This window comes from Cryobacterium sp. TmT2-59, assembly GCF_004403545.1.
Lineage (GTDB): Bacteria > Actinomycetota > Actinomycetes > Actinomycetales > Microbacteriaceae > Cryobacterium > Cryobacterium shii.
In genome coordinates this window covers 37,722-58,911 of record NZ_SOGM01000099.1, presented here as the reverse complement: position 1 = coordinate 58,911, position 21,190 = coordinate 37,722, and the positions used below count along the sequence as shown (strand labels likewise).

General features: G+C 69.5%; 23 protein-coding genes and 1 pseudogene. 14 read left to right on the top strand and 10 right to left on the bottom strand.

What is annotated here, in order from left to right; all coding sequences use genetic code 11:
- Positions 1 to 246 precede the first annotated feature (246 nt).
- A complete protein-coding gene (locus E3T24_RS15490) occupies positions 247 to 1,761 on the top strand; it encodes a DHA2 family efflux MFS transporter permease subunit (RefSeq protein ID WP_134365082.1) in 1,515 nt (504 codons plus the stop codon).
- Between the two features lie 145 nt (positions 1,762 to 1,906).
- Here the strand turns inward: E3T24_RS15490 and E3T24_RS15485 are convergent, their stop codons facing one another.
- Complete coding sequence (locus E3T24_RS15485) at positions 1,907 to 2,683, bottom strand: alpha/beta hydrolase (RefSeq protein ID WP_134365081.1); 777 nt, start codon at positions 2,681 to 2,683, stop codon at positions 1,907 to 1,909.
- 500 nt (positions 2,684 to 3,183) lie between these two features.
- Between E3T24_RS15485 and E3T24_RS15480 the strand changes: the two genes are divergently transcribed.
- From E3T24_RS15480 to E3T24_RS15465, 4 genes are all read left to right on the top strand, one after another.
- On the top strand, positions 3,184 to 4,077 hold the full coding sequence (locus E3T24_RS15480) for a hypothetical protein (RefSeq protein ID WP_241975841.1): 894 nt from the start codon (positions 3,184 to 3,186) through the stop codon (positions 4,075 to 4,077).
- 304 nt (positions 4,078 to 4,381) lie between these two features.
- Positions 4,382 to 5,794: a DUF2207 domain-containing protein gene (locus E3T24_RS15475; protein ID WP_134402578.1), complete on the top strand. Its 1,413-nt coding sequence runs from the start codon at positions 4,382 to 4,384 to the stop codon at positions 5,792 to 5,794.
- A 358-nt stretch (positions 5,795 to 6,152) separates the two neighbouring features.
- A complete protein-coding gene (locus E3T24_RS15470) occupies positions 6,153 to 7,199 on the top strand; it encodes a DUF2207 domain-containing protein (protein ID WP_134434840.1) in 1,047 nt (348 codons plus the stop codon).
- A gap of 341 nt (positions 7,200 to 7,540) precedes the next feature.
- Positions 7,541 to 8,272, top strand: coding sequence for a DUF4386 family protein (locus tag E3T24_RS15465; RefSeq protein ID WP_134411200.1), 732 nt, complete (start codon positions 7,541 to 7,543; stop codon positions 8,270 to 8,272).
- Between the two features lie 117 nt (positions 8,273 to 8,389).
- Here the strand turns inward: E3T24_RS15465 and E3T24_RS15460 are convergent, their stop codons facing one another.
- Positions 8,390 to 9,400: a diacylglycerol kinase family protein gene (locus E3T24_RS15460; RefSeq protein ID WP_134411202.1), complete on the bottom strand. Its 1,011-nt coding sequence runs from the start codon at positions 9,398 to 9,400 to the stop codon at positions 8,390 to 8,392.
- Positions 9,401 to 9,624: 224 nt separating this feature from the next.
- Here E3T24_RS15460 and E3T24_RS17705 point away from each other — a divergent pair, with 224 nt between their 5' ends.
- The 6 genes and pseudogenes from E3T24_RS17705 (at position 9,625) to E3T24_RS15440 (ending at position 13,143) form a co-directional block, all read left to right on the top strand.
- Entirely contained in the window at positions 9,625 to 9,969 is a 345-nt protein-coding gene (locus tag E3T24_RS17705) for a hypothetical protein (protein ID WP_198415930.1), read from the top strand.
- An 84-nt stretch (positions 9,970 to 10,053) separates the two neighbouring features.
- On the top strand, positions 10,054 to 10,191 hold the full coding sequence (locus tag E3T24_RS17700; protein WP_198415929.1) for a hypothetical protein: 138 nt from the start codon (positions 10,054 to 10,056) through the stop codon (positions 10,189 to 10,191).
- Between the two features lie 96 nt (positions 10,192 to 10,287).
- Positions 10,288 to 11,298 (top strand): annotated as a pseudogene (locus tag E3T24_RS18290) (FAD-dependent monooxygenase); the annotation flags it as partial.
- Between the two features lie 82 nt (positions 11,299 to 11,380).
- Positions 11,381 to 11,773, top strand: a complete 393-nt coding sequence (locus E3T24_RS18285) for a hypothetical protein (protein ID WP_338144962.1) — start codon at positions 11,381 to 11,383, stop codon at positions 11,771 to 11,773.
- 127 nt (positions 11,774 to 11,900) lie between these two features.
- The gene (locus E3T24_RS15445) at positions 11,901 to 12,779 is read left to right on the top strand and encodes an alpha/beta hydrolase (RefSeq protein ID WP_134365076.1); all 879 of its coding nucleotides are present in this window, start codon (positions 11,901 to 11,903) and stop codon (positions 12,777 to 12,779) included.
- 7 nt (positions 12,780 to 12,786) lie between these two features.
- Positions 12,787 to 13,143 (top strand): hypothetical protein, encoded by a 357-nt coding sequence (locus E3T24_RS15440; protein ID WP_134365075.1) that lies wholly within the window; start codon positions 12,787 to 12,789, stop codon positions 13,141 to 13,143.
- A 61-nt stretch (positions 13,144 to 13,204) separates the two neighbouring features.
- Here the strand turns inward: E3T24_RS15440 and E3T24_RS15435 are convergent, their stop codons facing one another.
- Positions 13,205 to 13,708, bottom strand: a complete 504-nt coding sequence (locus E3T24_RS15435) for a GyrI-like domain-containing protein (protein ID WP_241978716.1) — start codon at positions 13,706 to 13,708, stop codon at positions 13,205 to 13,207.
- Positions 13,709 to 13,820: 112 nt separating this feature from the next.
- Here E3T24_RS15435 and E3T24_RS18110 point away from each other — a divergent pair, with 112 nt between their 5' ends.
- Together E3T24_RS18110 and E3T24_RS18105 are read left to right on the top strand one after the other, a co-directional pair.
- Complete coding sequence (locus tag E3T24_RS18110; protein ID WP_241978715.1) at positions 13,821 to 14,720, top strand: FAD-dependent oxidoreductase; 900 nt, start codon at positions 13,821 to 13,823, stop codon at positions 14,718 to 14,720.
- The gene (locus tag E3T24_RS18105; protein WP_241975845.1) at positions 14,677 to 15,231 is read left to right on the top strand and encodes a BBE domain-containing protein; all 555 of its coding nucleotides are present in this window, start codon (positions 14,677 to 14,679) and stop codon (positions 15,229 to 15,231) included. Before E3T24_RS18110 ends, E3T24_RS18105 begins: the two co-directional genes overlap by 44 nt.
- Before the next feature lie 46 nt (positions 15,232 to 15,277).
- On the opposite strand, the gene heR is transcribed toward E3T24_RS18105, so the two are convergent.
- Together heR and E3T24_RS15420 are read right to left on the bottom strand one after the other, a co-directional pair.
- Positions 15,278 to 16,078, bottom strand: a complete 801-nt coding sequence (heR, locus tag E3T24_RS15425; protein ID WP_134365074.1) for a heliorhodopsin HeR — start codon at positions 16,076 to 16,078, stop codon at positions 15,278 to 15,280.
- Between the two features lie 77 nt (positions 16,079 to 16,155).
- Positions 16,156 to 16,707, bottom strand: coding sequence for an MOSC domain-containing protein (locus tag E3T24_RS15420; protein WP_134365090.1), 552 nt, complete (start codon positions 16,705 to 16,707; stop codon positions 16,156 to 16,158).
- Positions 16,708 to 16,801: 94 nt separating this feature from the next.
- Here E3T24_RS15420 and E3T24_RS15415 point away from each other — a divergent pair, with 94 nt between their 5' ends.
- Positions 16,802 to 17,548, top strand: a complete 747-nt coding sequence (locus E3T24_RS15415) for an endonuclease/exonuclease/phosphatase family protein (protein WP_134365073.1) — start codon at positions 16,802 to 16,804, stop codon at positions 17,546 to 17,548.
- A gap of 54 nt (positions 17,549 to 17,602) precedes the next feature.
- Here the strand turns inward: E3T24_RS15415 and E3T24_RS15410 are convergent, their stop codons facing one another.
- From E3T24_RS15410 to E3T24_RS15390, 5 genes are all read right to left on the bottom strand, one after another.
- Entirely contained in the window at positions 17,603 to 18,706 is a 1,104-nt protein-coding gene (locus E3T24_RS15410; protein ID WP_134411204.1) for a hypothetical protein, read from the bottom strand.
- Between the two features lie 63 nt (positions 18,707 to 18,769).
- Complete coding sequence (locus E3T24_RS15405; protein WP_134402582.1) at positions 18,770 to 18,985, bottom strand: hypothetical protein; 216 nt, start codon at positions 18,983 to 18,985, stop codon at positions 18,770 to 18,772.
- 111 nt (positions 18,986 to 19,096) lie between these two features.
- The gene (locus E3T24_RS15400) at positions 19,097 to 19,441 is read right to left on the bottom strand and encodes a hypothetical protein (protein WP_134365069.1); all 345 of its coding nucleotides are present in this window, start codon (positions 19,439 to 19,441) and stop codon (positions 19,097 to 19,099) included.
- A gap of 38 nt (positions 19,442 to 19,479) precedes the next feature.
- Positions 19,480 to 20,091 carry a histidine phosphatase family protein gene (locus tag E3T24_RS15395; RefSeq protein ID WP_241975846.1) on the bottom strand — a complete coding sequence of 204 codons (612 nt, stop codon included), beginning with the start codon at positions 20,089 to 20,091 and terminating at the stop codon, positions 19,480 to 19,482.
- A 1-nt stretch (position 20,092) separates the two neighbouring features.
- Positions 20,093 to 21,070 (bottom strand): NAD(P)H-quinone oxidoreductase, encoded by a 978-nt coding sequence (locus tag E3T24_RS15390; protein ID WP_134365068.1) that lies wholly within the window; start codon positions 21,068 to 21,070, stop codon positions 20,093 to 20,095.
- Positions 21,071 to 21,190 lie beyond the last annotated feature (120 nt).

Here is a 21,190-nt window from a genome sequence, read left to right as displayed (position 1 = left end):
GAGAGTCGCCGTTTCTGCCGAGAATCGCCGCTGGGTTGGCGACTCTCGGCGCAAACGGCGACACTCGCCGAGACCGCTCCCCAGAATGCGGGCCGGGGCTCCCGAAAACCGGCGCGACGCGGCGCGGAATGAATCCCGCTCCGCCAGGGTTCCCCCTCTATGAACCACGCTCCGGCCCGGAGCGACCGCCTCACCACCTCTGGACCGCACGTCGTTTTGACCGCACGACCCCGACGGGACCTTCGCATGGCTGAAACCGCCACCGCCGCCAGCCACAACAACGCCAGCACCAACATCGACACCACGAGCACGGATGCCGCCGCGCACCCGGCCGACGCATCCGCCGCCGACGCGGCCACCGACATCCGTAACCGGCTCGTCATCACCCTGCTGCTGATCTCGACCTTCGTCGTGATCCTGAACGAGACCATCATGGGCGTGGCCCTGCCGCGCCTGATGAGCGACCTGCGGATCACGGCCAGCGCCGCGCAGTGGCTGACCAGCGCGTTCATGCTCACGATGGCCGTGGTGATCCCGATCACCGGGTTCCTGCTGCAGCGCTTCAACACGCGGCCGGTGTTCATCGCGGCCATGACGCTGTTCAGTACGGGCACCCTGATCGCCGCGGTCGCGCCCGGCTTCGAGGTGCTGCTGGCCGCCCGGGTCGTGCAGGCCACCGGCACGGCGATCATGTTCCCGCTGCTGCTGACCACGGTGATGACCCTCGTCGCGCCCGCCCACCTCGGCCGCATGATGGGCAACATCTCCATCGTCATCTCGGTCGCCCCGGCCATCGGCCCCACCATCTCGGGCGCCATCCTCAGCGTGCTCGACTGGCGCTGGATGTTCATCCTCGTGCTGCCGATCGCCCTCACCGCGCTGTTCGTGGGCGGCATCCTGATGAAGAACGTCACCACCCCGCGCACGATGCCGATCGACGTGGTCTCGGTGCTGCTGTCCGCGCTCGGCTTCGGCGGGCTCGTCTACGGCCTCAGCAACCTGGGCACCGCATCCGGCGGCATCGCGTCGGTCGAGGGCTGGCTGCCAATCCTGGGCGGCGCCCTCGCACTCACCCTGTTCATCCTGCGCCAGCTGGTACTCCAGCGCACGGATGCCGCCCTCCTCGACCTGCGCACCTTCCGTTCGCGCACGTTCACGTTCGGCATCGTGACGATGGCGATCAGCATGATGGCCCTGTTCGGCACCATCATCCTGCTGCCCATCTACACGCAGACCGTGCTCGGCCTCAGCGCCCTGCAGGCGGGCCTGCTCCTGCTGCCGGGCGGTCTCCTGATGGGGCTGCTCGCCCCGTTCGTCGGGCGCCTCTACGACCGGTCCGGGCCTACCCGGCTGCTGATCACCGGCTCCAGCATCGTCAGCGCCGTGTTCTGGGGCATGACGCTGCTGAACGCGAACAGCTCGCCCTGGCTCGTGCTCGCCGCCCACGTCACCCTCAGCTTCGGACTCGCCCTGCTCTTCACCCCGCTGTTCACCGCGAGCCTCGCCGCCGTGAAGCCGTCGCTGTATTCGCACGGCAGCGCGGTCGTGGGCACCGTGCAGCAGCTCGCCGGTGCGGTCGGCACGGCGCTGTTCGTGACGGTGATGGCATCCGTCGCCGCGTCGCGGCTGGCCACCGGGGCCACGGATGTCGCCGCCACCGCCGCGGGCATCCAGGCCGCGTTCCTCTATGGAGCGGTGATCTCGCTGTTCGCGATCCCCGCGGCCTTCTTCACCCGCCGCCCGGCGGCCGCGGGGGAGTAGGCCTGCCGGAAGCCGCGCCCGTGCACGCCTGATTCGAGCGCCGGTAGCCGTCGCGCGGTAGCTGCGCCGCTGCGCGCGTGGCACGCCACCCGCGTAGCGGCGCAGCCCCCGCGCATCGCATCGGGCGGTGCAGACGCGGCGCTGGCTACCCGAAGAAGTCGATCAGCACCGGGGCCAGCGCGGCGGCATCCACGTTGTGGGTCTGCCCGTCGAGGGTGACCTGGGTGGCGCCGGGCACCGCGCGCGCCACCGCCCCGGCGGCTGCGGCGGCCCACGGCGGGCTGTCGCCCCCGACGACGACGAGGACGGGAACGGGGATCCTCGCCAAGCGGCCGGCGGGAACCAGGCCATCACCGGTCAGGGCCAGATCGTATGGGAGGGTGTGCGCAATGGCCAGCAGGCCCGGCCACCAGGGCGACTCGGACATCCCCGCGACCATCGCCGGATCGGCACCCGTGCCCAGCATGAAGAGCTGGGCGGCCCGGGCGCGGTCGCCGTCATCCAAGGCGGCTTGCACGCTTGCTCCCCAGCCATCGAGGGGCCCCGACCCGCGCTCCTCCGCGGTGAAGGGCGGCTCGTATGCGGCGAGGCGAGTGATCGGAAGGCCGCTCGCCGCCGCGAGCAGCCCCAGGATGGCACCCGACGAGTGCCCGTACAGCATCGCGGTCCCGCCGGCCGCGTCGATCAGGGCGGCGAGATCCTCGACCTCGCGATCGGTGGCATACGGCGCCACGTCGGTGCTGTACCCGCGGCCGCGGCGGTCGTAGGTGTAGACGGTGAAGTGCTCGGCGAGCGGTGGCACGAGCGGCCCGGGGGACTGTCGGGTGTTGAACGCGCCGCCGACCAGGATCAGCGCGGGGCCGGATCCACTCTTCTCGTAGGCGATGCTGGTTCCGTCGGCGGATTGCACGGTCTGGATCATCGGGGCTCCCTCGTCGTGGGTGGCAGTGGCAGTGGCCCGGTTCGGCTCAGCTCAGCTCGGCCGCCCCGTCACATTGTCGCCCAGCCTGACGCCTACCCGGTCCCGGCGCAACACCCGCCAGCGGGCGTCGGAATGGCGCGAAGAGTGGGCGAGTCCCTGAAATACCTGGGAACCGACGACTTTGAGGGGTGCACATCCCAGCAGAACCGGATGCCCGACCTCGCAGCGCTGCGGCACCTGCTCGCCGAGAAAATCTTCCTTCTCATCAGGTGTTCGCCACCGCATCCCCGGGCAGCTCCTGCGGCGAATAGACTGCCCAGGCCGGTGTCAAGCCCCTGGCACACATGACTTTCCGAGCTATAAGTGAGGGTTCGTTCAGAAACCTGAGGCATGCTTGACGCTTCGTCTGCGCCGCACCCCGAGAGCGCAGGCCCGACGCTCAGTGAGCCGGCGCTCACCAGCGCTCGCGCTTGCGTCACCCGAAGGTTATTCGCACAAACATGCCAGAAACACCCGAAGAAAAAATCATCCGCTTCGCAGCACAGAACAAGTTCAGCAACAGCACGGCCAGCAGCAACGACACCAACACCGGCGCCCGCCACACGCTCAAGAAGCCGCACCGCATCGCGATCCTCGCCGGCAGTGCGCTGGCCATCGCCGGGCTCGTCGTCGGCGGCACGTTCGCGACTCAGTCCGCGGTCGCCGCCCAGGACCGCGTGTCCGCCACGGCCGCGCTGGCCGAGAGCACCGGCGTGCACCCCGAACAGCTCGACGCCTATCACGGCATAGCCAAGGCGCACACGCAGCACAACGCATCCGTCGCCCTGGACCAGGCCAACCAAGTCCTTTCCGCGACGCAGGGCAAAGCGGATGCCTCCGCCCTCACCCAGGTGACCAGCTCCCTGGCCGGCTACGAGGTTCTGCCTCTCGACGAGATCTCGTCCCTGACCAGCAAGACCAAGACGGAGACCACGGCGCTGGCCGCTGCGGCCGCCGAGGCCGACCGAGCCGCCGCCGCAGCCGCGGTCGCCGCGGCCGCGGCAGCCGAAGCCAACCGGGTCACGTCGCTCGCGGCGGGCAACACCCCCGCCGGCGCGAAGGCCACCGCCCAGGCCATGGCCTTGAGCCAGTACGGCTGGGGCAGTGACCAGTTCTCCTGCCTGAGCCAGTTGTGGCAGAAGGAATCCGAGTGGAAGTACGACGCCGTCAACTCCAACGGCGGTGCCACCGGCATCCCGCAGGCGCTGCCCGGCAGCAAGATGGCCTCGGCCGGAACCGACTGGGCCACCAACGCGACCACGCAGATCGCCTGGGGCCTGCAGTACATCAAGGCCTCCTCCTACGGCACGCCGTGCGCCGCCTGGGCGCACTCGCAGGCCGTCAACTGGTACTGATGCTCTGACCCCCGGACCTGACCCCGACACGTCCGCACCACCTCGCCGAGCCGTGAGTTGCGCCCCTGTTTTCACCGACAAATGGGGCCAGACTCACGGCTCGGCGCGCTGCGTGGGGGGCGTTGCGGCCGGACCGCGGGAAACGTGCAAGGCGCGGGACGCGGCGGCGTTGCGGCCGGACCGCGGGAAACGGGGGAACCCTCCGCTAGCCTTCTGACAACGGATGTTGCGGGGGCGGCACGCCTCGGCGCGGTTTCGCCGCGGCGAGGCTCCCGGCTCCGGTTGAACCAGGGGGAGCCGCAGCATGCACGGGAACGCACCGACCAGACATCCGTTGCGGCGACGCGGGCGGCGATTTGTTCGGGTAGTCGCCGCGCTCGCCGTCGCCACCGCGCTGGCACTCGGGATGCCGCTGGCCGCCTCCGCGGACACCAGCGACTTCACGTTCACCTCCTTCGACGCCGACTACTACCTCTCCCGTGACGACGCCGGGCACTCCACCCTGCGCACCGTGGAAACCTTCGTGGCGAAGTTCCCGAACTTCGACCAGAACCGCGGAATGGTGCGGCTCCTCCCAAACGACTACAACGGGGTGCCTTTGCACACCACCGTCGAATCCGTCACCGACGCCACCGGTGCGCCCGTGAACTTCGAGGCCCTCGACCGCGGCAGCATCACCGAGGTGCCGCTCGGCACCGACGAGTTCGTGCGCGGCTCGCAGACCTACACGATCACCTACACGCAGCAGAACGTGGTGCGCGCATTCGCCGACACCAAGAACGACGAACTCTACTGGGACACCAACGGCACCGGGTTCGACCAGCCCTTCGGCTCCGTCACCGCGCGCGTGCACGTCGACCCCGGCATCGCCGAGTTCCTCACCGGCAATTACGCCTGCTACTCCGGGGTTCAGGCGGACACCACGCGGTGCGAGATCACCCAGACACCGGATGCCGCGGTGCCCGGCACCACCGGCCAGCTGTTCGCCTCGTCCGAGCGCACCCTCGGTCCGCGCGAGAACGTCACCGTCGCTATCGGGTTCCAGCCCGGCACGTTCCTGCAGGTGCCGGCCTCGGCCGGCTACAGCGGTGACGGGTACTCCGACGGCGGCTATTCCGACAGCGGGGTGGACCCCGCGACGGTGCTGGCGTTCCTCGTGCTGGGCGTCAGCATCCTCGGCGTCGGTGCGGCCTGGGGCTATCGCCGGCTCGCGGTGCGCGATGCGCGCGGGCGGGGCGCCATCATCGCCCAGTACAGCGTGCCCAAGGGCTACAACCTGCTGGAGGCGGCCGACCTCGTGAATCGGCAGAAGACGGCCATCGCCGCGCAACTCGTGAGCCTCGCGGTGCGCGGCAAGGTGCGCATCCTCGACTACCCGGTCACGAGGGGCGGCGGGGACTACACGCTGCAACTGCTCACCCGTGAGGGTGTGGACGCCCAGGAAAGCCAGCTGCTGACAGCCCTGTTCCCGCACGGGGCGATCGGCGTGACGCGGGAGATCGGGGCCGTCAACAGCACGCTCGCGACCAAGCTGAGCGGGTTCCTCCACGCCGCGAAGCTGTCGGTCATCGCCCGCGGTTGGCGGGCCAAGGCAGCCGGCCGCGGCGGCCACTGGATCGGCATCGGCATGTCCGTCGTGCTGGTCCCCGCTCTGGTCATCCTGATCGGGATGGCGCTGATCAACGGCTCCCCGCAGTACGGCGAAGTGGTGCCGTGAGTCTTCATCGCCGCGTTCTGCGTCATCGCGGCCGGCTGGCTGGCACCGGACCGCGCGACTACCTCAAGGGCATCAAGGTTTACCTCGAGCTCGCCGAGGCGGGCATTCCGGCGGCGGTGGCGGCGGAGGCGGTGGCGGCGGCCGCTAGCTCCACCCTGAGGGGTCCCAAATCGACCTTCCCGGGGCTCCGGAAGGTCGATTTGGGACCCCTCAGCCGCGTCAGCAGAGCAGTTGCCGGGCCGCGACGGCCCGACCGCCCGTACTAGCCTGTACTGAGCGGCTGTTGTGGGGGCATCACGTCTCGGCGCCGTTTCGCCGCGTCGAGGCTTCAGGCGCCGCCAGACATTGGAGCTGCACCATGCAACCGACCGCAGACGCCGAGACGTCCCTGATCATCATCCTGTCGGCCGTCAGCCTCCTCGGCGTCGCGGCCGCCTACCTCCGTCGCCGCTTCGGACAGCGCGGCGCCGCGGGCCGGGGCGCCGTGATCGCCCGGTACGAGGTGCCGACGGGCTACAACCTGCTGGAGGCGGCCGACCTCGTGAATCGGCCGACGACGGCCGTCGCCGCGCAGCTGGTGAGCCTGGCGGTGCGCGGCAAGGTGCGCATCCTCGCCTTCCCGGTCAGTGCCGGCGGAGGCGCCTACACGCTGCAGCTGCTGACCGTGAACGGCGTGCACACCCTGGAACGCCAGCTGCTCGAGGCGCTGTTCCCCGGACTGGCGGTCGGCGGCGTGCGCGAACTCGGGGTTACCGACCGGGCGCTGGCGGCCCAGCTGCGCTCCTGCCCCAGGGCGGCGAGGGACCTGGTTACGGCCCGCGGCTGGCGGGCTCTGATGGTCGGCCGCGGCGGCAAGCTGATCGTCATCGTGATGGCCGCCGTGCTGCTGCCGACCCTGGTCATCTTCGGTGCGGTGGTGCAGAGCGCGGGATCCGGCCAGCTCGGCAAGGTGGTTCCGTTCGTCGGCATCGCCGCGATCTGCATCTACCTCGCCAACCGTTTCGCCGCGGCCACGCCGCAGCTCACCGAGGCGGGTGCCGAACAGCGCGACCATCTCAAGGGTCTGAAGATCTTCCTCGGGCTCGCCCAGGCAGACCGCGTGCGCCTGGTGCAGAGCGCCGACGACGCGCCGCCGGCTGTGAAGACGGATGCCGCCGGCGCACCCGACACCGTCGAACTGGTTAGGCTCTCTGAGAAGTTGCTCCCCTTCGCGGTGCTCTGGGGCGTCGAGCGCGACTGGGCCAGGGAGCTCGTCGTGCTCTACGAGCAGGGTGCACCGAAACCGGGCTGGCTCATGTTGCAGGGCGATTTCAGCGCGACCGCCTTCAACGCTGCCGTGACCGGACTGATCGGCTCGGTCGCCAAGTCCGCCACCCTGCCCGGCGGTTCGCCCGCCAGCCGCTGAGGGGTCCCAAATCGACCTTCCCGGGCCTCCGGAAGGTCGATTTGGGACCCCTCAGGCGAGTTCGACGGCCGGGACGGGGAATCCTCGAGCCTGCAGCCTGACCCGTTGACCCCGGGCGCTCCCGCGCGCACACTGTCACGAGCAGTGCCGGGCCGGCCGACGCCGGCCGCGGGCACCATCGAGCGCAGGGAAGTTGGCGGGATGCAACGAATCGTCGGTGACGCACGTGACGCACGTGACGCACGTGACGCACGTGACGCACGTGACGCACGTGACGCACGTGACGCACGTGACGCACGTGACGCACGTGACGCACGTGCCGAACGTGACGCGGGTGCCGCATGACCGAGCGCAACGTGAGGCCCGTGGGCGACTCCGCCCGGGCGGCCGAGGGCATCAACTCGTGGCGCACCCTGTATCTGGTGGCGGGCGGCGCATCCGTCGGCTTCATCCTGTTGCTGATCGCGGCCATCACACTGGACACCGTGTCGCCGCCACCGGTCGACGGCGGCGCGGAAACGCTCGAGTTCATCGCGACGAACAAGTCGGTCTACGTGGCCGAGCAGGTGCTCTGGCTGCTGCCGAACATGCTGGCGGTGCTCAGCTTCGTGGCCCTGTTCGTGGCGCTGGCGCCGACAAATCGTAGCCTGGCTCTGATCGGCGCGGTGGTCGGCGGCCTGTCCTGGGCGTCGTTCCTGGCCATCCCCGTCACCAGCCGGGGCTCGCTCACCCTGGTCTACCTGAGCGGCCGCCATTCGGAGGCAACCTCAGACACCGAGCGTGCGCGCTTCGCCACGGCAGCGGAGGCGATCCTGGGAGAGAACAACACCCCGGCCATCGTCGGTGTGCTGTCCGCGGCGGGCATCCTGCTCATCTCGCTGGCGATGCTGCACAGCGCTCTGCCGCGCTGGATCGGCTGGCTGGGAGTGGCCGCCGGGGTCTTCGGCGTCGCCGGTGAGGCGCTGCGGCAGGTGGTTCCCTCGTTCTATCTGGGCTACGGCCTGCTGATGCCGGCCTGGTTCCTGGTGGTGCGCATCGCCCTGGTGCGGCTCGGCCTGCGCACGCCGCGGTGACAGCTGTTTCCGCGGCGCGCGCGTGCTGCGCCGTTTCGCTGGCAGTACGCCACGCGCAGAGCGGCGCACCTGGCGCGTTCGAGCAGAACAGACGGGCGACGGATGCCGCGCCGCGGCCTACTCGGCGTCGCTCGGCACTCGCACGGTGAGGCTGCCGGGCTCCACCCAGGTCTTGAGCGCGACGGCGGTGCCGTACCCGTCGCCGTCGAGTTCGATCTCTTCCGGGCGGTGCAGACGCAGGATGAGCTCCTTGCCGGTGGCGTAGTTGAGCGCGTCGACGTCGCCGGTGCGCAGCTTGCGCCCGAGCGCGGTGCGGCTGAGTACGCCGTTCTCCCAGAGCACCTTAGAGAGGATCTGGATCCAGCCGCCGAGGCCCTTGGGCTTCATCACGACCACGTCGAAGGCCCCGTCGTCGAGGGCCGCGTCGGGGATGAGTTCGATGCTGGCCGGCAGCGACCCGCAGTTGCCGATCATGACCGTGTGCGCGCGCAACGACTGCTCGGGCTTGCCGTCGAGGCGATACCGGAAATTCAGCTCGCTGTCGTCCTTGCCGACGGCGACCAGGGCCTTCACGTAGGCCAGCCAGCCGGCCTTCGCCTTGAGGCCGTCGTCGGTGTTGGCGAGCATTTTGGCGTCCAGGCCGAGCCCGGCCATCACCAGGTAGACGTGCTTGTCGACCGACCGGTCCGCCCGCTCGATCTTGATCCGGCAGACGTCGATCGCCTTGTCCTTGCCGGTGAAGGCGGTGTGCAGCGAGTGCGCGGCGTCGTCGAGGGTCAGCTTCAGGTTGCGGGCGAGCAGGTTGCCGGTGCCCGACGGCAGCAGGGCCAGCGCGCACTCCGTGCCGGCCACCTCTTCCGCGACGGCGCGCACGGTGCCGTCGCCGCCCGCCACGATGATGACGGATGCCCTCGCCTCGATCGCCTTCCGGGCCGGGCCCTGCCCCGGGTCCTCCTCCGACGTCTCGAACCACAGCGTCTCCGGCCAGCCCGCGGCGGTCTGCTCGGCCGCGACGGCGGCCTTGAGGTCGTCGAGGTTCACCTTCACCGGGTTGTAGATGACCGCGGCGAGCCGGCTGTCGGTCGCCGATTCGGTCGGGGCGTCGTTGTGGAGGTCGGTGGTCGTCATGGGGTCCGTCCGTTCGGGGAAGCGAGGTCAGGTGTTTCATTCTGCGAACAAGTCACTCTAGTAAGACGGATGCCGCCGCCCATTCGTCACGCCCTATCGGGCCGGGGGAGGGTCTTCCCAGGTGCAGACCGCCTCCTTATGCTGGCACCGAACGGGCTCGAATCCCCGGAAAGCCCCGCAATTCCACCCGCGTTTCCTATCGCCTATGAAGCCAGGAGGCACCTATGAACCCCGATCGCCTGCCGAAACCACCGGCCGAGCCGTGGCAGACCGTGAGATATGTCGGCCGCAGCGTCGCCGCCACAGGGATGCTGCTGGCTCGGCGCCGCGTGCACCTGCCCCGGCAGAGGGTGGGGCGCCGGCTGCCCTTCACCGACGGCAGCGAGGCAGTCGTCTACCGCGAGACGATCGTCGATCGCGGGCCGACCCTCCACCCAACGGTGCTGATCGTCGCGTTCCGGCTGCGCGTGCTCCGAAGCGACTCTGCCCATGCCCTGTTCCGCGCCGAGAGCATCCTGAGCACGCCCCTGTGGTCGGATTCCCCGGTTACGTGTCAAAACTGTGGCTGACCAACGACGCGAACGGCGTCTACCGCGGCATCTACGAGTGGGACGGCCCGGAACGCGCGGAGAACTACGCGCACACTCTGGCGGGTGCTGGCGCTGGGCAGCGTGCCCGGTTCGATCCGTTACCGGGTGCTGCCGGGCATCCGTCGGGACGATTTTCTGGCCAATCCCGTTCTGGCGACGGATGCCGGCGCCCCGGCCCCGAGGTCGGCCGGCGAAGCCTGATGGCTGCCCGCGCAGCCCGTGCCGGCGATGCGGTGACCGGGTGCTGCGGTGACGGGCCGCCGCGGTGACCGGGCCCTGCAATGACTGGGCCCCGCGGTGACTGACCGGATCGTCGACGTGCTGGTCGTCGGGGCCGGCACCACCGGCCTGGCCCTGGCGCTGCAGGCGCACGACCACGGCGCGCGCGTGCGCATCATCGAACGCCGCCAAGACCTGTTCCGGCCGTCCCGGGCCCTGCTGATGCACCCGCGCACGCTCGAGGTGCTGCGGCCGCTGGGGGTGACGGATGCCCTCCTCGCCCGCGGCGACACCGCAGCCGAGGTTCGGCTGCACCTGCGCTCCCGGGTGGTCGCCGTGGCTTCCCGGCAGCTCGACCTGCCGGGAACCGCCTTCCCGCACCTGCTGGTGATCCGGCAGGCCGACGTCGAGGCCGTGCTGGCGCAGGCGCTGGAGGAGCGCGGGGTGCGGATCGAGCGCGGCGCGGAACTGGTGGGCTTCCGGTTGGAGAACCGGCTGGCGCTCATCCGCCGGGAATCGGGGATCGAGGCGGCGGCGTACCGCTACCTCGTCGGCTGCGACGGCGCCGCGAGCCTCGTGCGCGGACGGGTCGGCGCCTGGCGCGGCGGCGACTATGCCCAGGAGGTGGTGCTCGCCGACCTGGGCCTGCAGTCCCGGTCCGACGGTGACGGGGCTGCCGCCGACACCCTCGACCCGGGCAGCGCCCACGTCGTCGCCGCACGCCGCGGACTGCTGTTCCTGTTCGCGAACGGTGAGCGCGCCCCCTGGCGCATGCTCGCCACCCGCCCCGCCGGCCCCGCCCCGCTGCCGTTCGGGCAGCCCGGACCCGCAGTCCCGCGGGCCGAGCTGCAGGCCCTGGTCGACGAGGCCGGCCTGCCCGCCACGATCACGGATGTCGCGTGGTCGGCCCAGGTGCGGCTGCAGCACCGGCTGGCCACGCATTTCCGGCGGGGGCCGTTCTTCCTCGCCGGGGACGTCGCCCACCTGCACTCCCCGGCGGGCGGGCAGGGCATGAACACGGGCATCCAGGACGCCCTCAACCTCGGCTGGAAGCTGGCCTTCGCCGCCGGCCAGGTCCGCCCGAGCCCGGTGCTGCTGAACTCCTACGAGCGGGAGCGGCGCCCGGCCGACCAGCTCGTGCTGCGCGCGACGCACGCCGTCCCAGTTCCGGATGAACTACCGGGGCAGCCCGCTCTCGGTCGATGCGGCAGTGCCGGCGAAAAACCAGCAGCTTCCGCGTTCAGGGCGGGGCCCGCGCCCCGGGTCGCGGGTCGCCGACACCGAGGTCACCTGCGCGGGGGAGCGGGTGCGGCTGCACGCCCTCCTCGCGCGCCCCGGAGTGCACATCCTGCTGCAGGCCGGTGCGGCCGATCCGGGCCTGGCGCCGCAGGGCGGGGGGCCGACGGATGCCCGCATCCACCTGCACCGCCTGACCGACCGCCCCGGAACCGGCGTGCTGATCGTGCGCCCCGACGGCTACGTCGGGTTCCGCGCGGCCACGGCCGACCCGGACCCGATCCTGGAGTGGCTGGGCCTGGTCGGCCTCCACCCGGGGCGCGGGTGACTCTTCCGGGGGGCACGGGGCGCGGGTACGCTCACCAGCGGTTGCCGCGGAGCCGGCCGACGGCATCCGTCACGTTCACTGACGCACTATCAACCACCGACGCACTATCAACGGAAGGGTCGCTTCGATGCCCCCCAGGACAGCCACGACAGGCACGAAAATAAGCACGGATGCGCGCGCCATAGCCCGTCGAACGGGCACCCTGCTCGGCGGGATGCCCTACCTGAGGTTCGGCACCGGCACGCCTCTGGTCGTGTTGCCTGGATCCGGCCAGAACAATGAACCGACGGTCGGCTTCGAGCGGATGTTCGTCTCCCAGACGCTGATGCCGCTCGCGGCCAACCACCGAATCCTGCGGCTGACCTCGCGCCCCGGCCTCGACCCGAACTCCACGATGAAGGAAATCGCCCGGGACTACGCCGACGCCCTGCGCCTGGAGTTTCCGGGGCCGGTCGATGTGATGGGGATCTCGACCGGCGGGAGCATCGCCCTGCAGCTGGCCGCCGACCACCCGGACGTGGTGCAGCGACTGATCGTGGTCTCCGCGGCCTACAAGCTGGGGCCGGTGGGCAAGGAGGTGCAGTCGCGTGTCGCGGAGGAGGTGGCGGCGGGCCGCCCGCGCCGGGCCGGGCTCGAGATGTTCCGCACCCTCGGCACCTCGGCGTTCACCCGGTGGCTGTCCGGCGGAATGGGATGGCTCCTGGGCCCGGCCATGCTGGGCAAGGCGACGCCCGACATGATGGCCATCATTCACGCCGAAGACGGCTTCAACCTGCGCGACCGGCTCAGCGAGATCGATGCGCCCACCCTGGTGGTCGGCGGCGACCGGGACGGCGGTTACCCGGTCGAGCTGTTCCGGCAGACGGCGGCGCTGATCCCGAACGGCCGTGCGATCGTGTACCCCGGCCAGGGGCACATGGTCGTGACCAGTGAACCTCGCCTGATGCAGGACGTGCTCGAGTTCCTCGACGGCTGGTCGCCGAATACGCCGGATCCTGCGCCATGATTGACGCATGATGGGTGGCGACTTCGACCGAACGGATGCCCTGCTGGCCGACATCCGTGATCTCGTGCGTCGCGCAGAGCTCATCACGCGTCGCGGCCGCGAGTCGTTCGTCCACCCGGCCCGTCCGGCCGGCCCGGCCGACCTGGCCCGTCGGCTCGAGGGGCGAGCCATCGTGATCGACGTTCAGACGGCCGTCCAGGCACTGCCCACGGCGTACCGCGATCGGTATCCGCTGGTGGCCTGGGAGAAGCTGCGGTTCCTCGCCGACTACCTCGCGGCCGCCCCCGACGTCGACTACGAGCTCGTCTGGGACGCCCTGGCGGAGGACCTGCCGGGGCTGGTCCGCCAGCTGGGCATCCGCTAGGCGAAAGCATCCGTTAGGCGAAAGCACCGAAAGCAGAAGCACTCGGACGCGACATCCGGGATCAGCGCAGCGGGAACACGATCCGGGTCTGCCACTTGGCGGGGTCCGGCTCGGTGTCGGGGCCGACCAGGCATTCCTCCCACATGTCCGGGGCCAGGTCCAGCTTCTGCTCCAGGAGCCACGTGCTGAGTTCGCCATAGGTCTGGGTGAGGGTGTCATAGGAGCCGGTGTGGATGGCCTCGATGGCCGGGCCACCCGGCAGCGTCTCGACGACCACCAGGGGTGTCGGCGTGACCGGGTGGGCCACGGGGAAACCCGCCGTCACGTCCACGGTGTCGGTGGGCATGCCGTGGTACATCGAGATCGGCGGACCGGCCGGGAAGGCGCCCTGCTTGCCCAGTTCGGCGGCCGCGGTGCCGAAGGCCCGCCCCATGAACTCGCTCATCGCGGTCATTTTGATCGTCTCGTGCACCCCGACCAGGGTGCGCGGCTCGAGTTCGACTCGTTCATGGGGTCCTCCAGGGCGGCGACAACGGATGCCGGCCTCGACCGAGGCCGACGGCACCCAATGTAGTCCCCGTTCAGGGCCGTCAGTAGGGCCCGCCGTGAGCCGCGTCTCGTTGACAGCCACCGCGGGGCGGCGTTACTTTGGTGGGGAATTCGCATAGGAGGCCGTCGTGCCCGATAGCTTGATTCCTCAGTTGATGACTCGCCTGCAGGGGCGGGTGATCACCCCTGTGGACAGGGACTACCAGATCGCCCGCCTCGTCTACAACAACCTGGTCGACAAGAGGCCCGCGGCCACTGTGCGCGTCTCCGGTGTCGACGACGTCGTCGGCGCCGTCAGGATTGCGCAGGAATTCGGTGTCGATCTCGCTATTCGCGGTGGCGGCCACAGCGCATCGGGCTTCGGCACCTGTGACGGCGGGATCGTCATCGATTTCGCCGACTACGACCGGGTACGAGTGAACCCCGTGACCGCTCGGGCGCGCGCGGAGGGCGGCGCCCGCTGGGCGGGCTTCAACCACGCCACTCATGCATTCGGCATGGCCACCACCGGGGGCCTCGACGGCGCGGAGGGAATCGCCGGGCCGACCCTGAGCGGCGGGATCGGCTACCTCGCCCGCAAATACGGTTTGAGTTGCGACAATCTGCTCTCGGCGGAGGTCGTGATCGCCGACGGGACCGTGCACACGGCCAGTGCGATCGAGAACGAGGACCTGTTCTGGGCCCCGCGGGGCGGCGGCGGCAACTTCGGGGTCGTCACATCGTTTGAATACCGGCTGCATCCGGTCGACATGGTGCACGCGGGCGTGATCTTCTACTCCATCGATGATTCCCGGACGGTGGCGGAATTCTACCGGGAACACCTGGCGAGCGCCCCTAAGGAGTTCAGCGCGTTTCTCGGGTTCCACCTGTGCCCGGCGGCGTCCTACCTGCCTTCCGAACGGCACGGCGAACCGATGTGCGTCGTCGCGGGCATCTGGATCGGGGACCCCGCGGAGGGGGAGGCACGCTGGCAGCCCTACCTGGATGTCGCCCCGGTCGTCGGCGCCATGGTGCAGCGGATGCCCTAACGCCGAAGCCAACACGGTTTTCGGCGGGGGGCTGCGCTCGGGCCTGCACGTCTACGGGAAGGCCAACTTCCTGCCCGAGCTCAGTGACGGGGCCATCACCGCGTATCTGGACTTCGGCCGGATGGTGCCCACCCTGGACACGTCCGTTCATATCCATCCCATCGACGGTGCCGTTCAACGCGTCGGCCCGGAGGAGACGGCGTTCCCCTACCGGCACACGCGGTTCTCGCCGACGATCGCGTGCATGTGGGACGACCCCGCCGACAGCCAGGCGAACATGAAATGGGTGCGTGACTTCTGGACCGCGCTGCGGCCCTTCTCCGAACCCGACCGCTACATCCATTTCAAGGATTCGGAGGACCAGGTGCGCATCGCCGACACCTTCCGGGTCAACTACGACCGGCTGGCCACGGTCAAGGCGAAGTACGACCCGGAGAACGTCTTCCACCTCAACGAGAACATCAAACCGGTCGTGCCGAGATTCAGCACCTTCCACGATTCCACCACCTGATTCCGGCGGTCGTCCCGACCCGTCCTCGTCGTGGAGGAAGGCCCGATCAGGAGAGCGCCGGGATGATCGCGCCAGAGAAGACCTGCCAGGCCAGTGCGGTCTTGGCGACCAGGCTCAGCGTGATGTAGGCGCGCTCGCCGCGCAGGTATTCGCGCCAGCCGCCCACCTGCTTGTACTGCAGCACCTGGTTGACCGCGAACGTGTTGAAGAAGAGGAACAGCGAAATGATGATGCCGTACACGAAGGCCGGCGGCTCGGCCTCGCTGGTCGACCCCGGGGCGATGAAATAGATCAGGATGACGATCCACGGCACCACGCCCACCATCGCCCCGAAGATGAACGGCAGGAAGTTGCCGTTGCCGGGCGTCTCGTACTTCTCCTGCAACGCCCCGAACATGATCATGGCGGCGTTCACGGCGAAGATCGAGAAGAGGGCCGCGACATCCGTGATGCCGGTGATCTGCGCGATCAGCCAGATCATGATCGACGAGCTCAGGGAGTACTCGACCCAGCGGAAGTAGTTGTGGTTCTGCCGAAGTCCGGTCGCGTAGCGGGCGAAGAACCAGGGCGAGGAGATCAGGAAATGGAAGAAGGCCGACAGGGCCAGGAATGCCACCACGCCGATGCCGACGTTGACGTCGAACAGGGTCACGCGTTCGGGCGGCAGCGGAACCCCGGGAGGCCCGGCCAGGTAGTCGGCGGTGACGGCGAAGGTGACCTGGTCGCTCAGGAGAGTGAGGACATAGGCGAACCCGATCGCCTGCACCAGATGCAGGGAGCCGGCCACGATGTTGTACGCCCTGAGGCGGGAGATCGTCTGATCATCAGTGCGCACCTTGCGGGCCATCGGGGACTCCTTCACGGGTGGATGAGGCCGAGAATAGCAGGGCGTATTGTCGTTGCCCAGAAGGCGCGATGGACGTCTCAGACCACGCCGAGAGGCAGGTGGTCTCCGGCCGGCAGCTCCACCCGGATCGGGTCGCCGGGGGTGACCGTGCCGCCGCTGACGACGATGCCCATGATGCCGGCCCGTCGGGTCACCCGGCCCGCGTCATCCGTTTCGATCAGGGTCTTCATCAGGCCGCGCTGCAGCCCGTTGATCAGGGAACACGGGTTGCGCATGCCGGTGACCTGCACGACGGCGTCGGCACCGAGATGCAGCCGGGTGCCGAGGGGGAGGCCGAGCAGGTCGAGGCCGCGCGTGGTCACGTTCTCGCCCAGCTCGCCGGGCGCGAGGGTGAACCCGGTCTCGGCCAGGTCGTCGAACAGTTCCGCGGGCAGCAGGTGCACCTGGGTCAGGTTGGCCCGGCCGGGATCCTTCCGCACCAGGTAGCGGTGCGCGGTCGTGGCGCCGGCATGCGCGTCGCCCTCGACGCCGACGCCGCTGATCAGACGGATGTCCGGCACGACCGGCTTGCTGAACCGGTGCCGGTCGTCCCGGCTGACCGAGACCACCGCCCCGCGCGCATCCTGCATCATGTCCCCGAGTCTCGCATACGCCCGTGTTCGGTCAGCCGAGAATTCACTTAGACGATGTGGATTTTTTCCGGCGCAAACGTAGGCTGGCTTCGTGAAGGTCATCAGCTACAACCTCCGTAAGGACCGCGCGAGCGGCGAACTCATCGCTTTGTCGGAGCGCTACGATCCCGATGTCCTCTGCCTGCAGGAATGTGACACCCGCGAGCTGCCCGAAGAGATCGGCCTGCTGCACCTGGCCGATTCGACCGTGCGCAACCGGCTCGGCCTGGCGATCTACTACCGCAAGGACCGCTTCACGGCGGAACACACCAAGACCTTCGCGCTGAAGAAATCCCTGCATGACCGGCTGCTGACGCCCGCGCACGAGCGGCTGATCGGCACCCGGCTGACGGACCTCGCCGAGAACCGCGAACTCGTCGTCGCGTCCTTCCACGCCGCACCGCTTACCGCGCTGAACTCCCTGCGCCGCAACCAGATCCGGTCGGCCCACGAGGAGCTGAACATCCTCGGTCCCGGCCTGCCGACCCTGATGGTGGGCGACTACAACTACCCCATCTTCAAAGGCCACCTCGGCGACCAGGTGAACCAGTCCGGCTACGACCTCACCATGAGTGACACGCGCACCTACACCCGGTACAAGTTCTTCCGCGGGCACTTCGACCTGGCGACCTCCATCGGCCTGACCATCGAGAACGTCGAGACGCTGCCGATCGGCGACTCCGACCACATGCCCATCCTCGTCACGTCGTCGTACAGTGACGAACCCGTCAACCAGACGAACGTCCCGGCCAGCCTCGCCGAGTCGGAGCGGGCCCCGGGCGGCGACTTCAGTATCTGAGCCGGGGCCGGGGTCCCGCCGACGGCGCCGACCCTCCTATCGCGCCTATCGCGCCTATCGCGCCTGAGCGATGATGGCCTGGGCGATGGCCTTCGAATCGCTGGAAATCGACGAGACAAAGATGGCGTCCGCGCCGAGCGAGAACCAGAGGTCGCAATTCGGGCGACCAGCAACGCAATTCGACACGGCTTTCTCGCTTCCCGTCTGACCCATCAGCCGGTCGAGGTGCTCGTCGCTGTTCGGTCCGAGCCCGGCAGCAATACGATCCACGATGGCTGCGTTGTCGAGCGCGAGAACGAAACTCGCCCTCGCGTCGAACCCTGCCTCCGCAAAACAGTCCACAAACCCCGCATCTGTGAGGGCCACGCTGTCGAGCGAGACGATGTCCGACGGCAGAGCGGCCGAGTCGGCATACTCACCAACGGTTGCCACTCCGAGCGCGGTGGCCAGCGCCGGAGCCTTGAGGAAGCTCGAGCAGGGCTCCACCAGAGGATCGCTCGCACGAGCCGGCGTCGCCGGCCAGTCGAGCTGCGCCGGAGTCGCGTTCGCAATGGTTGAGAACACGGCCGAGGCCGCCGGGTTGAGCTTCGCGAAGATATCCTCCTGCGACGATCCGACCAGGCTGTCTCCCACGCCGAACCCTGGATCGTGCACCATGACGCTCACCCAGGCGGAGCCGATGGGCGCCGTGGCCTTGCAGCCGGGATCGCCACAGGACTGCGCTCCGTCGAACACCGCGAACGGTGTTGTCGCCGTTGTTCCCGGTCCGTCGCCGAACGTGTACGAGGTCCATTTCTCGGCGGCGCCGGGCAAGACCTCGACGTCGAGCCAGGGGACCCCGGGTTCGCCGATGATTTTCGAGTAGCGGCCCTGGGACCCATCGGCCAGCCAGGCGCAGCGAATCCCTCCGGCTGCGGTCGATGCGGAGTCGTGCGGGGTGGGGTAGGACAGGAGACTCGCAAAATCGCTGGGTGTCGACGGTGACGCGAGGGCCGCATCCACGTCTGGCCCACCAACGAGTTCGGCACAGGTCAGGGGTGCGGCGGCCGCCGGAGTCGAGGCGGGAGCCTCACCGGCGCCGGGACCGGCCGACGAGCAGCCGGACAATGCAACGAGCGCTCCCGCGACCACAACGGCCGCACCCCAAGACAGTCTCATGGGCCGAAGCTATCAGCGCTTGGACCGGAAGCGGGACAGGTCGCGAGAACAGCCTGGCCCCGGCTAGCGCGATCCGCCGCGGGACCAGAGGAAGTGGGCGCGCACGGACAGTGCGCCTCCGATCAGGAGGGCCACCCCCGCGACCGACAAGAGCACGGTCAGGAACCGGTTCGCGGTGACCGCGTTCAGGATGACCAGCGCCACCGAGAAGGTGCTGAAGCTGAACCCGGCGATCGCGCAGGTATTGAAGGACCAGTTCTTCACGGGTTCGATGTCCAATCGGGTGGGAGACGTTCACAGCAACCGAACCAGGCTCGGGTGGCGGCCGGAATCGAGTCTGGCACACTCCCGTGGGCCGAACCCGAGCAGCCCGCAATCCCCGCCCGGCGCCTACCGGAAGCTCTCCGGCAGCACCACATTGCCGGGCGCCCCGCGAAACAGCGGCCCGATCTGCGCGGGCGTGTAGCCCGCGATCCCGCACCCGATCTCGGTGACCAGAAACCGCAGTTCCGGATGCTGCCCCGCGAACTCCAGAAACGTCGCCACCTCCGCCGCGATCACCTCGAGCCCGCTCATGGTGTCGATCGCGTAGGACTGGCCGTGCAGGCCGTGGCCTTCGCCCCAGACCGCGCCGAACTTCTCCTGCGCCGTCGCGGCCGCTCCGCCGAGGTGCATCCCGGTGGCATTCGATCCGAAGACGAAGACTTCGTCAGACGCAAGCTCGGTGATCATCATGCCCCGGAGTGTAGCCGGGACCTGCCCGCTGGCGTCGATCAGACCACGGGGTCCATCGAGTTGAGGTGGCAGGCGTCGTTCCACATCTGCAGCACCCGGGTCTCGCGTTCCCAGCCGAGGGTGGACACGGTCGCCGTGCCGAGGCTGAGGTGCCGCCCCGCGGCCGCGGGCAGACCCATCCAGCGGGCCGTCATGATTCGCAGAAAGTGCCCGTGGGCGAACACGGCGACGGGGCCGGGGGCGCCAAGGCAGCGTTCGATGGCGGTGTCGGCCCGCACGCCGACATCGTCGACGGTTTCGCCGCCGACGATGGGAGAGGTCCAGACCGACCAGTCGGGCTCCGCCTCGCGGATGTCCGCGGTCGTGCGGCCCTCGAAGACGCCGTAATCCCACTCGAGAATGTGTTCGTCGGGCATGCCCTTGCCAGCATATCCGGCCCGCTGCATGGTCTCCCAGGCTCGTGTGAGGGGGCTCGACAGCACCAGCGAGAAATCGCGGCCCTGCAGCATGCCGCCGAGGGCATCCGCCTGCTGTCGACCGAGATCGGTCAGCGGGATGTCGGTGCGCCCGGTGTGCCGGCCGGAGATGCTCCACTCGGTTTGCCCGTGCCGCACCAGCACGATGTCGTTCTTCCGGGCCGTCGGCATCATGTCAGGGCACCAGCAGGATCTTGCCCACGTGAACGGATGCTTCCAGCCGCCGGTGGGCCTGGGCGGCATCGTCGAAGGAGAAACGGCTGTCGATCACCGGGCGGAACCGGCCGGATGCGACCCAGGGCCAGACATCCGTTCTGACGGCCTGCATGATGGCGGCCTTCTCCTCGAACGGGCGGGAGCGGAGGGTGGTGCCCCAGTACCGGCCGCGTTTCTGCATCAGGTGGAACGGGTTGAAGATGGCGTCTTCGCCGCTCTGGTTGGCGATCACCATGATGCGCCCGTTCAGGGCCAGGGCGGCCACGTTGCGGGCGGCGTAGGAGCCGCCGATGATGTCGAGGATCACGTCGGCGCCGTGCCCCCCAGTCGCCGCGGCAATCTCGGCCGGGAAATCCTGCTCGCGGTAGTTGATCAGGATGTCCGCGCCCAGGTCCCGGCACACCGCGAGCTTCGCGGCCGACCCGGCCGTCACCGCCACCCGGGCACCGGCCAGCACGCCGAGCTGGATCGCCGTGGTGCCGATGCCGCTCGCGCCGCCGTGCACGAGCAGGGTCTCCCCGGCGGCCAATCCTGCGCAGAGGAACACGTTCGACCACACGGTCGCCAGGGCTTCCGGCAGGGCGGCCGCCTCGACGAGGTCCGTCGAGTCGGGGACGAGCAGAGCGAGGTCTTCGTGCACCACGGCCTCGGTGGCGTAGCCGCCGCCGGCCAGCAGGGCGCAGACCCGGTCGCCGACCTGGAACCGTGAGGCCTCGGCGCCGGTCCCGGTGACCGTGCCGGACACCTCCAGCCCGGGCCACTGCGGCGCCCCGGCCGGCGAGGGGTAGCTGCCCAGCCGCTGGGCGACATCCGCCCGGTTGACGCCGGCCGCGGCCACCCGAATCCGGATGTCGCGGGGCCCGATGGGCAGGTCGGCCACGGTCGTGAGGGTGAGGGTTTCGGGCCCGCCGGGGGTGTCTACCAGAATCGCGCGCATGCGTGCCATCCTACGAGCGCCGACCGTGACCTTTCCGGTCGAGAGTGACCGGCGGAACGGGCGCTCTCGACCGGAAAGGTGACATGACGGGGCAGATCGGGGACCCGCCGCCGGGCGACT

Coding starts and splice junctions, on each gene's coding strand:
- E3T24_RS15470 (WP_134434840.1), top strand. CDS start 6,153: ATGCAACCGACCGCAGACGCCGAGACGTCCCTGATCATCATCCTGTCG.
- heR (WP_134365074.1), bottom strand. CDS start 16,078: ATGGCCCGCAAGGTGCGCACTGATGATCAGACGATCTCCCGCCTCAGG.
- E3T24_RS15395 (WP_241975846.1), bottom strand. CDS start 20,091: ATGATGCCGACGGCCCGGAAGAACGACATCGTGCTGGTGCGGCACGGG.
- E3T24_RS15410 (WP_134411204.1), bottom strand. CDS start 18,706: ATGAGACTGTCTTGGGGTGCGGCCGTTGTGGTCGCGGGAGCGCTCGTT.
- E3T24_RS18105 (WP_241975845.1), top strand. CDS start 14,677: ATGTCGCCCCGGTCGTCGGCGCCATGGTGCAGCGGATGCCCTAACGCC.
- E3T24_RS15465 (WP_134411200.1), top strand. CDS start 7,541: ATGACCGAGCGCAACGTGAGGCCCGTGGGCGACTCCGCCCGGGCGGCC.
- E3T24_RS15400 (WP_134365069.1), bottom strand. CDS start 19,441: ATGATGATCACCGAGCTTGCGTCTGACGAAGTCTTCGTCTTCGGATCG.
- E3T24_RS15445 (WP_134365076.1), top strand. CDS start 11,901: ATGCCCCCCAGGACAGCCACGACAGGCACGAAAATAAGCACGGATGCG.
- E3T24_RS15480 (WP_241975841.1), top strand. CDS start 3,184: ATGCCAGAAACACCCGAAGAAAAAATCATCCGCTTCGCAGCACAGAAC.
- E3T24_RS15440 (WP_134365075.1), top strand. CDS start 12,787: ATGATGGGTGGCGACTTCGACCGAACGGATGCCCTGCTGGCCGACATC.
- E3T24_RS15490 (WP_134365082.1), top strand. CDS start 247: ATGGCTGAAACCGCCACCGCCGCCAGCCACAACAACGCCAGCACCAAC.
- E3T24_RS15420 (WP_134365090.1), bottom strand. CDS start 16,707: ATGCAGGATGCGCGCGGGGCGGTGGTCTCGGTCAGCCGGGACGACCGG.
- E3T24_RS15475 (WP_134402578.1), top strand. CDS start 4,382: ATGCACGGGAACGCACCGACCAGACATCCGTTGCGGCGACGCGGGCGG.
- E3T24_RS17705 (WP_198415930.1), top strand. CDS start 9,625: ATGAACCCCGATCGCCTGCCGAAACCACCGGCCGAGCCGTGGCAGACC.
- E3T24_RS15390 (WP_134365068.1), bottom strand. CDS start 21,070: ATGCGCGCGATTCTGGTAGACACCCCCGGCGGGCCCGAAACCCTCACC.
- E3T24_RS15460 (WP_134411202.1), bottom strand. CDS start 9,400: ATGACGACCACCGACCTCCACAACGACGCCCCGACCGAATCGGCGACC.
- E3T24_RS15485 (WP_134365081.1), bottom strand. CDS start 2,683: ATGATCCAGACCGTGCAATCCGCCGACGGAACCAGCATCGCCTACGAG.
- E3T24_RS18285 (WP_338144962.1), top strand. CDS start 11,381: ATGAACTACCGGGGCAGCCCGCTCTCGGTCGATGCGGCAGTGCCGGCG.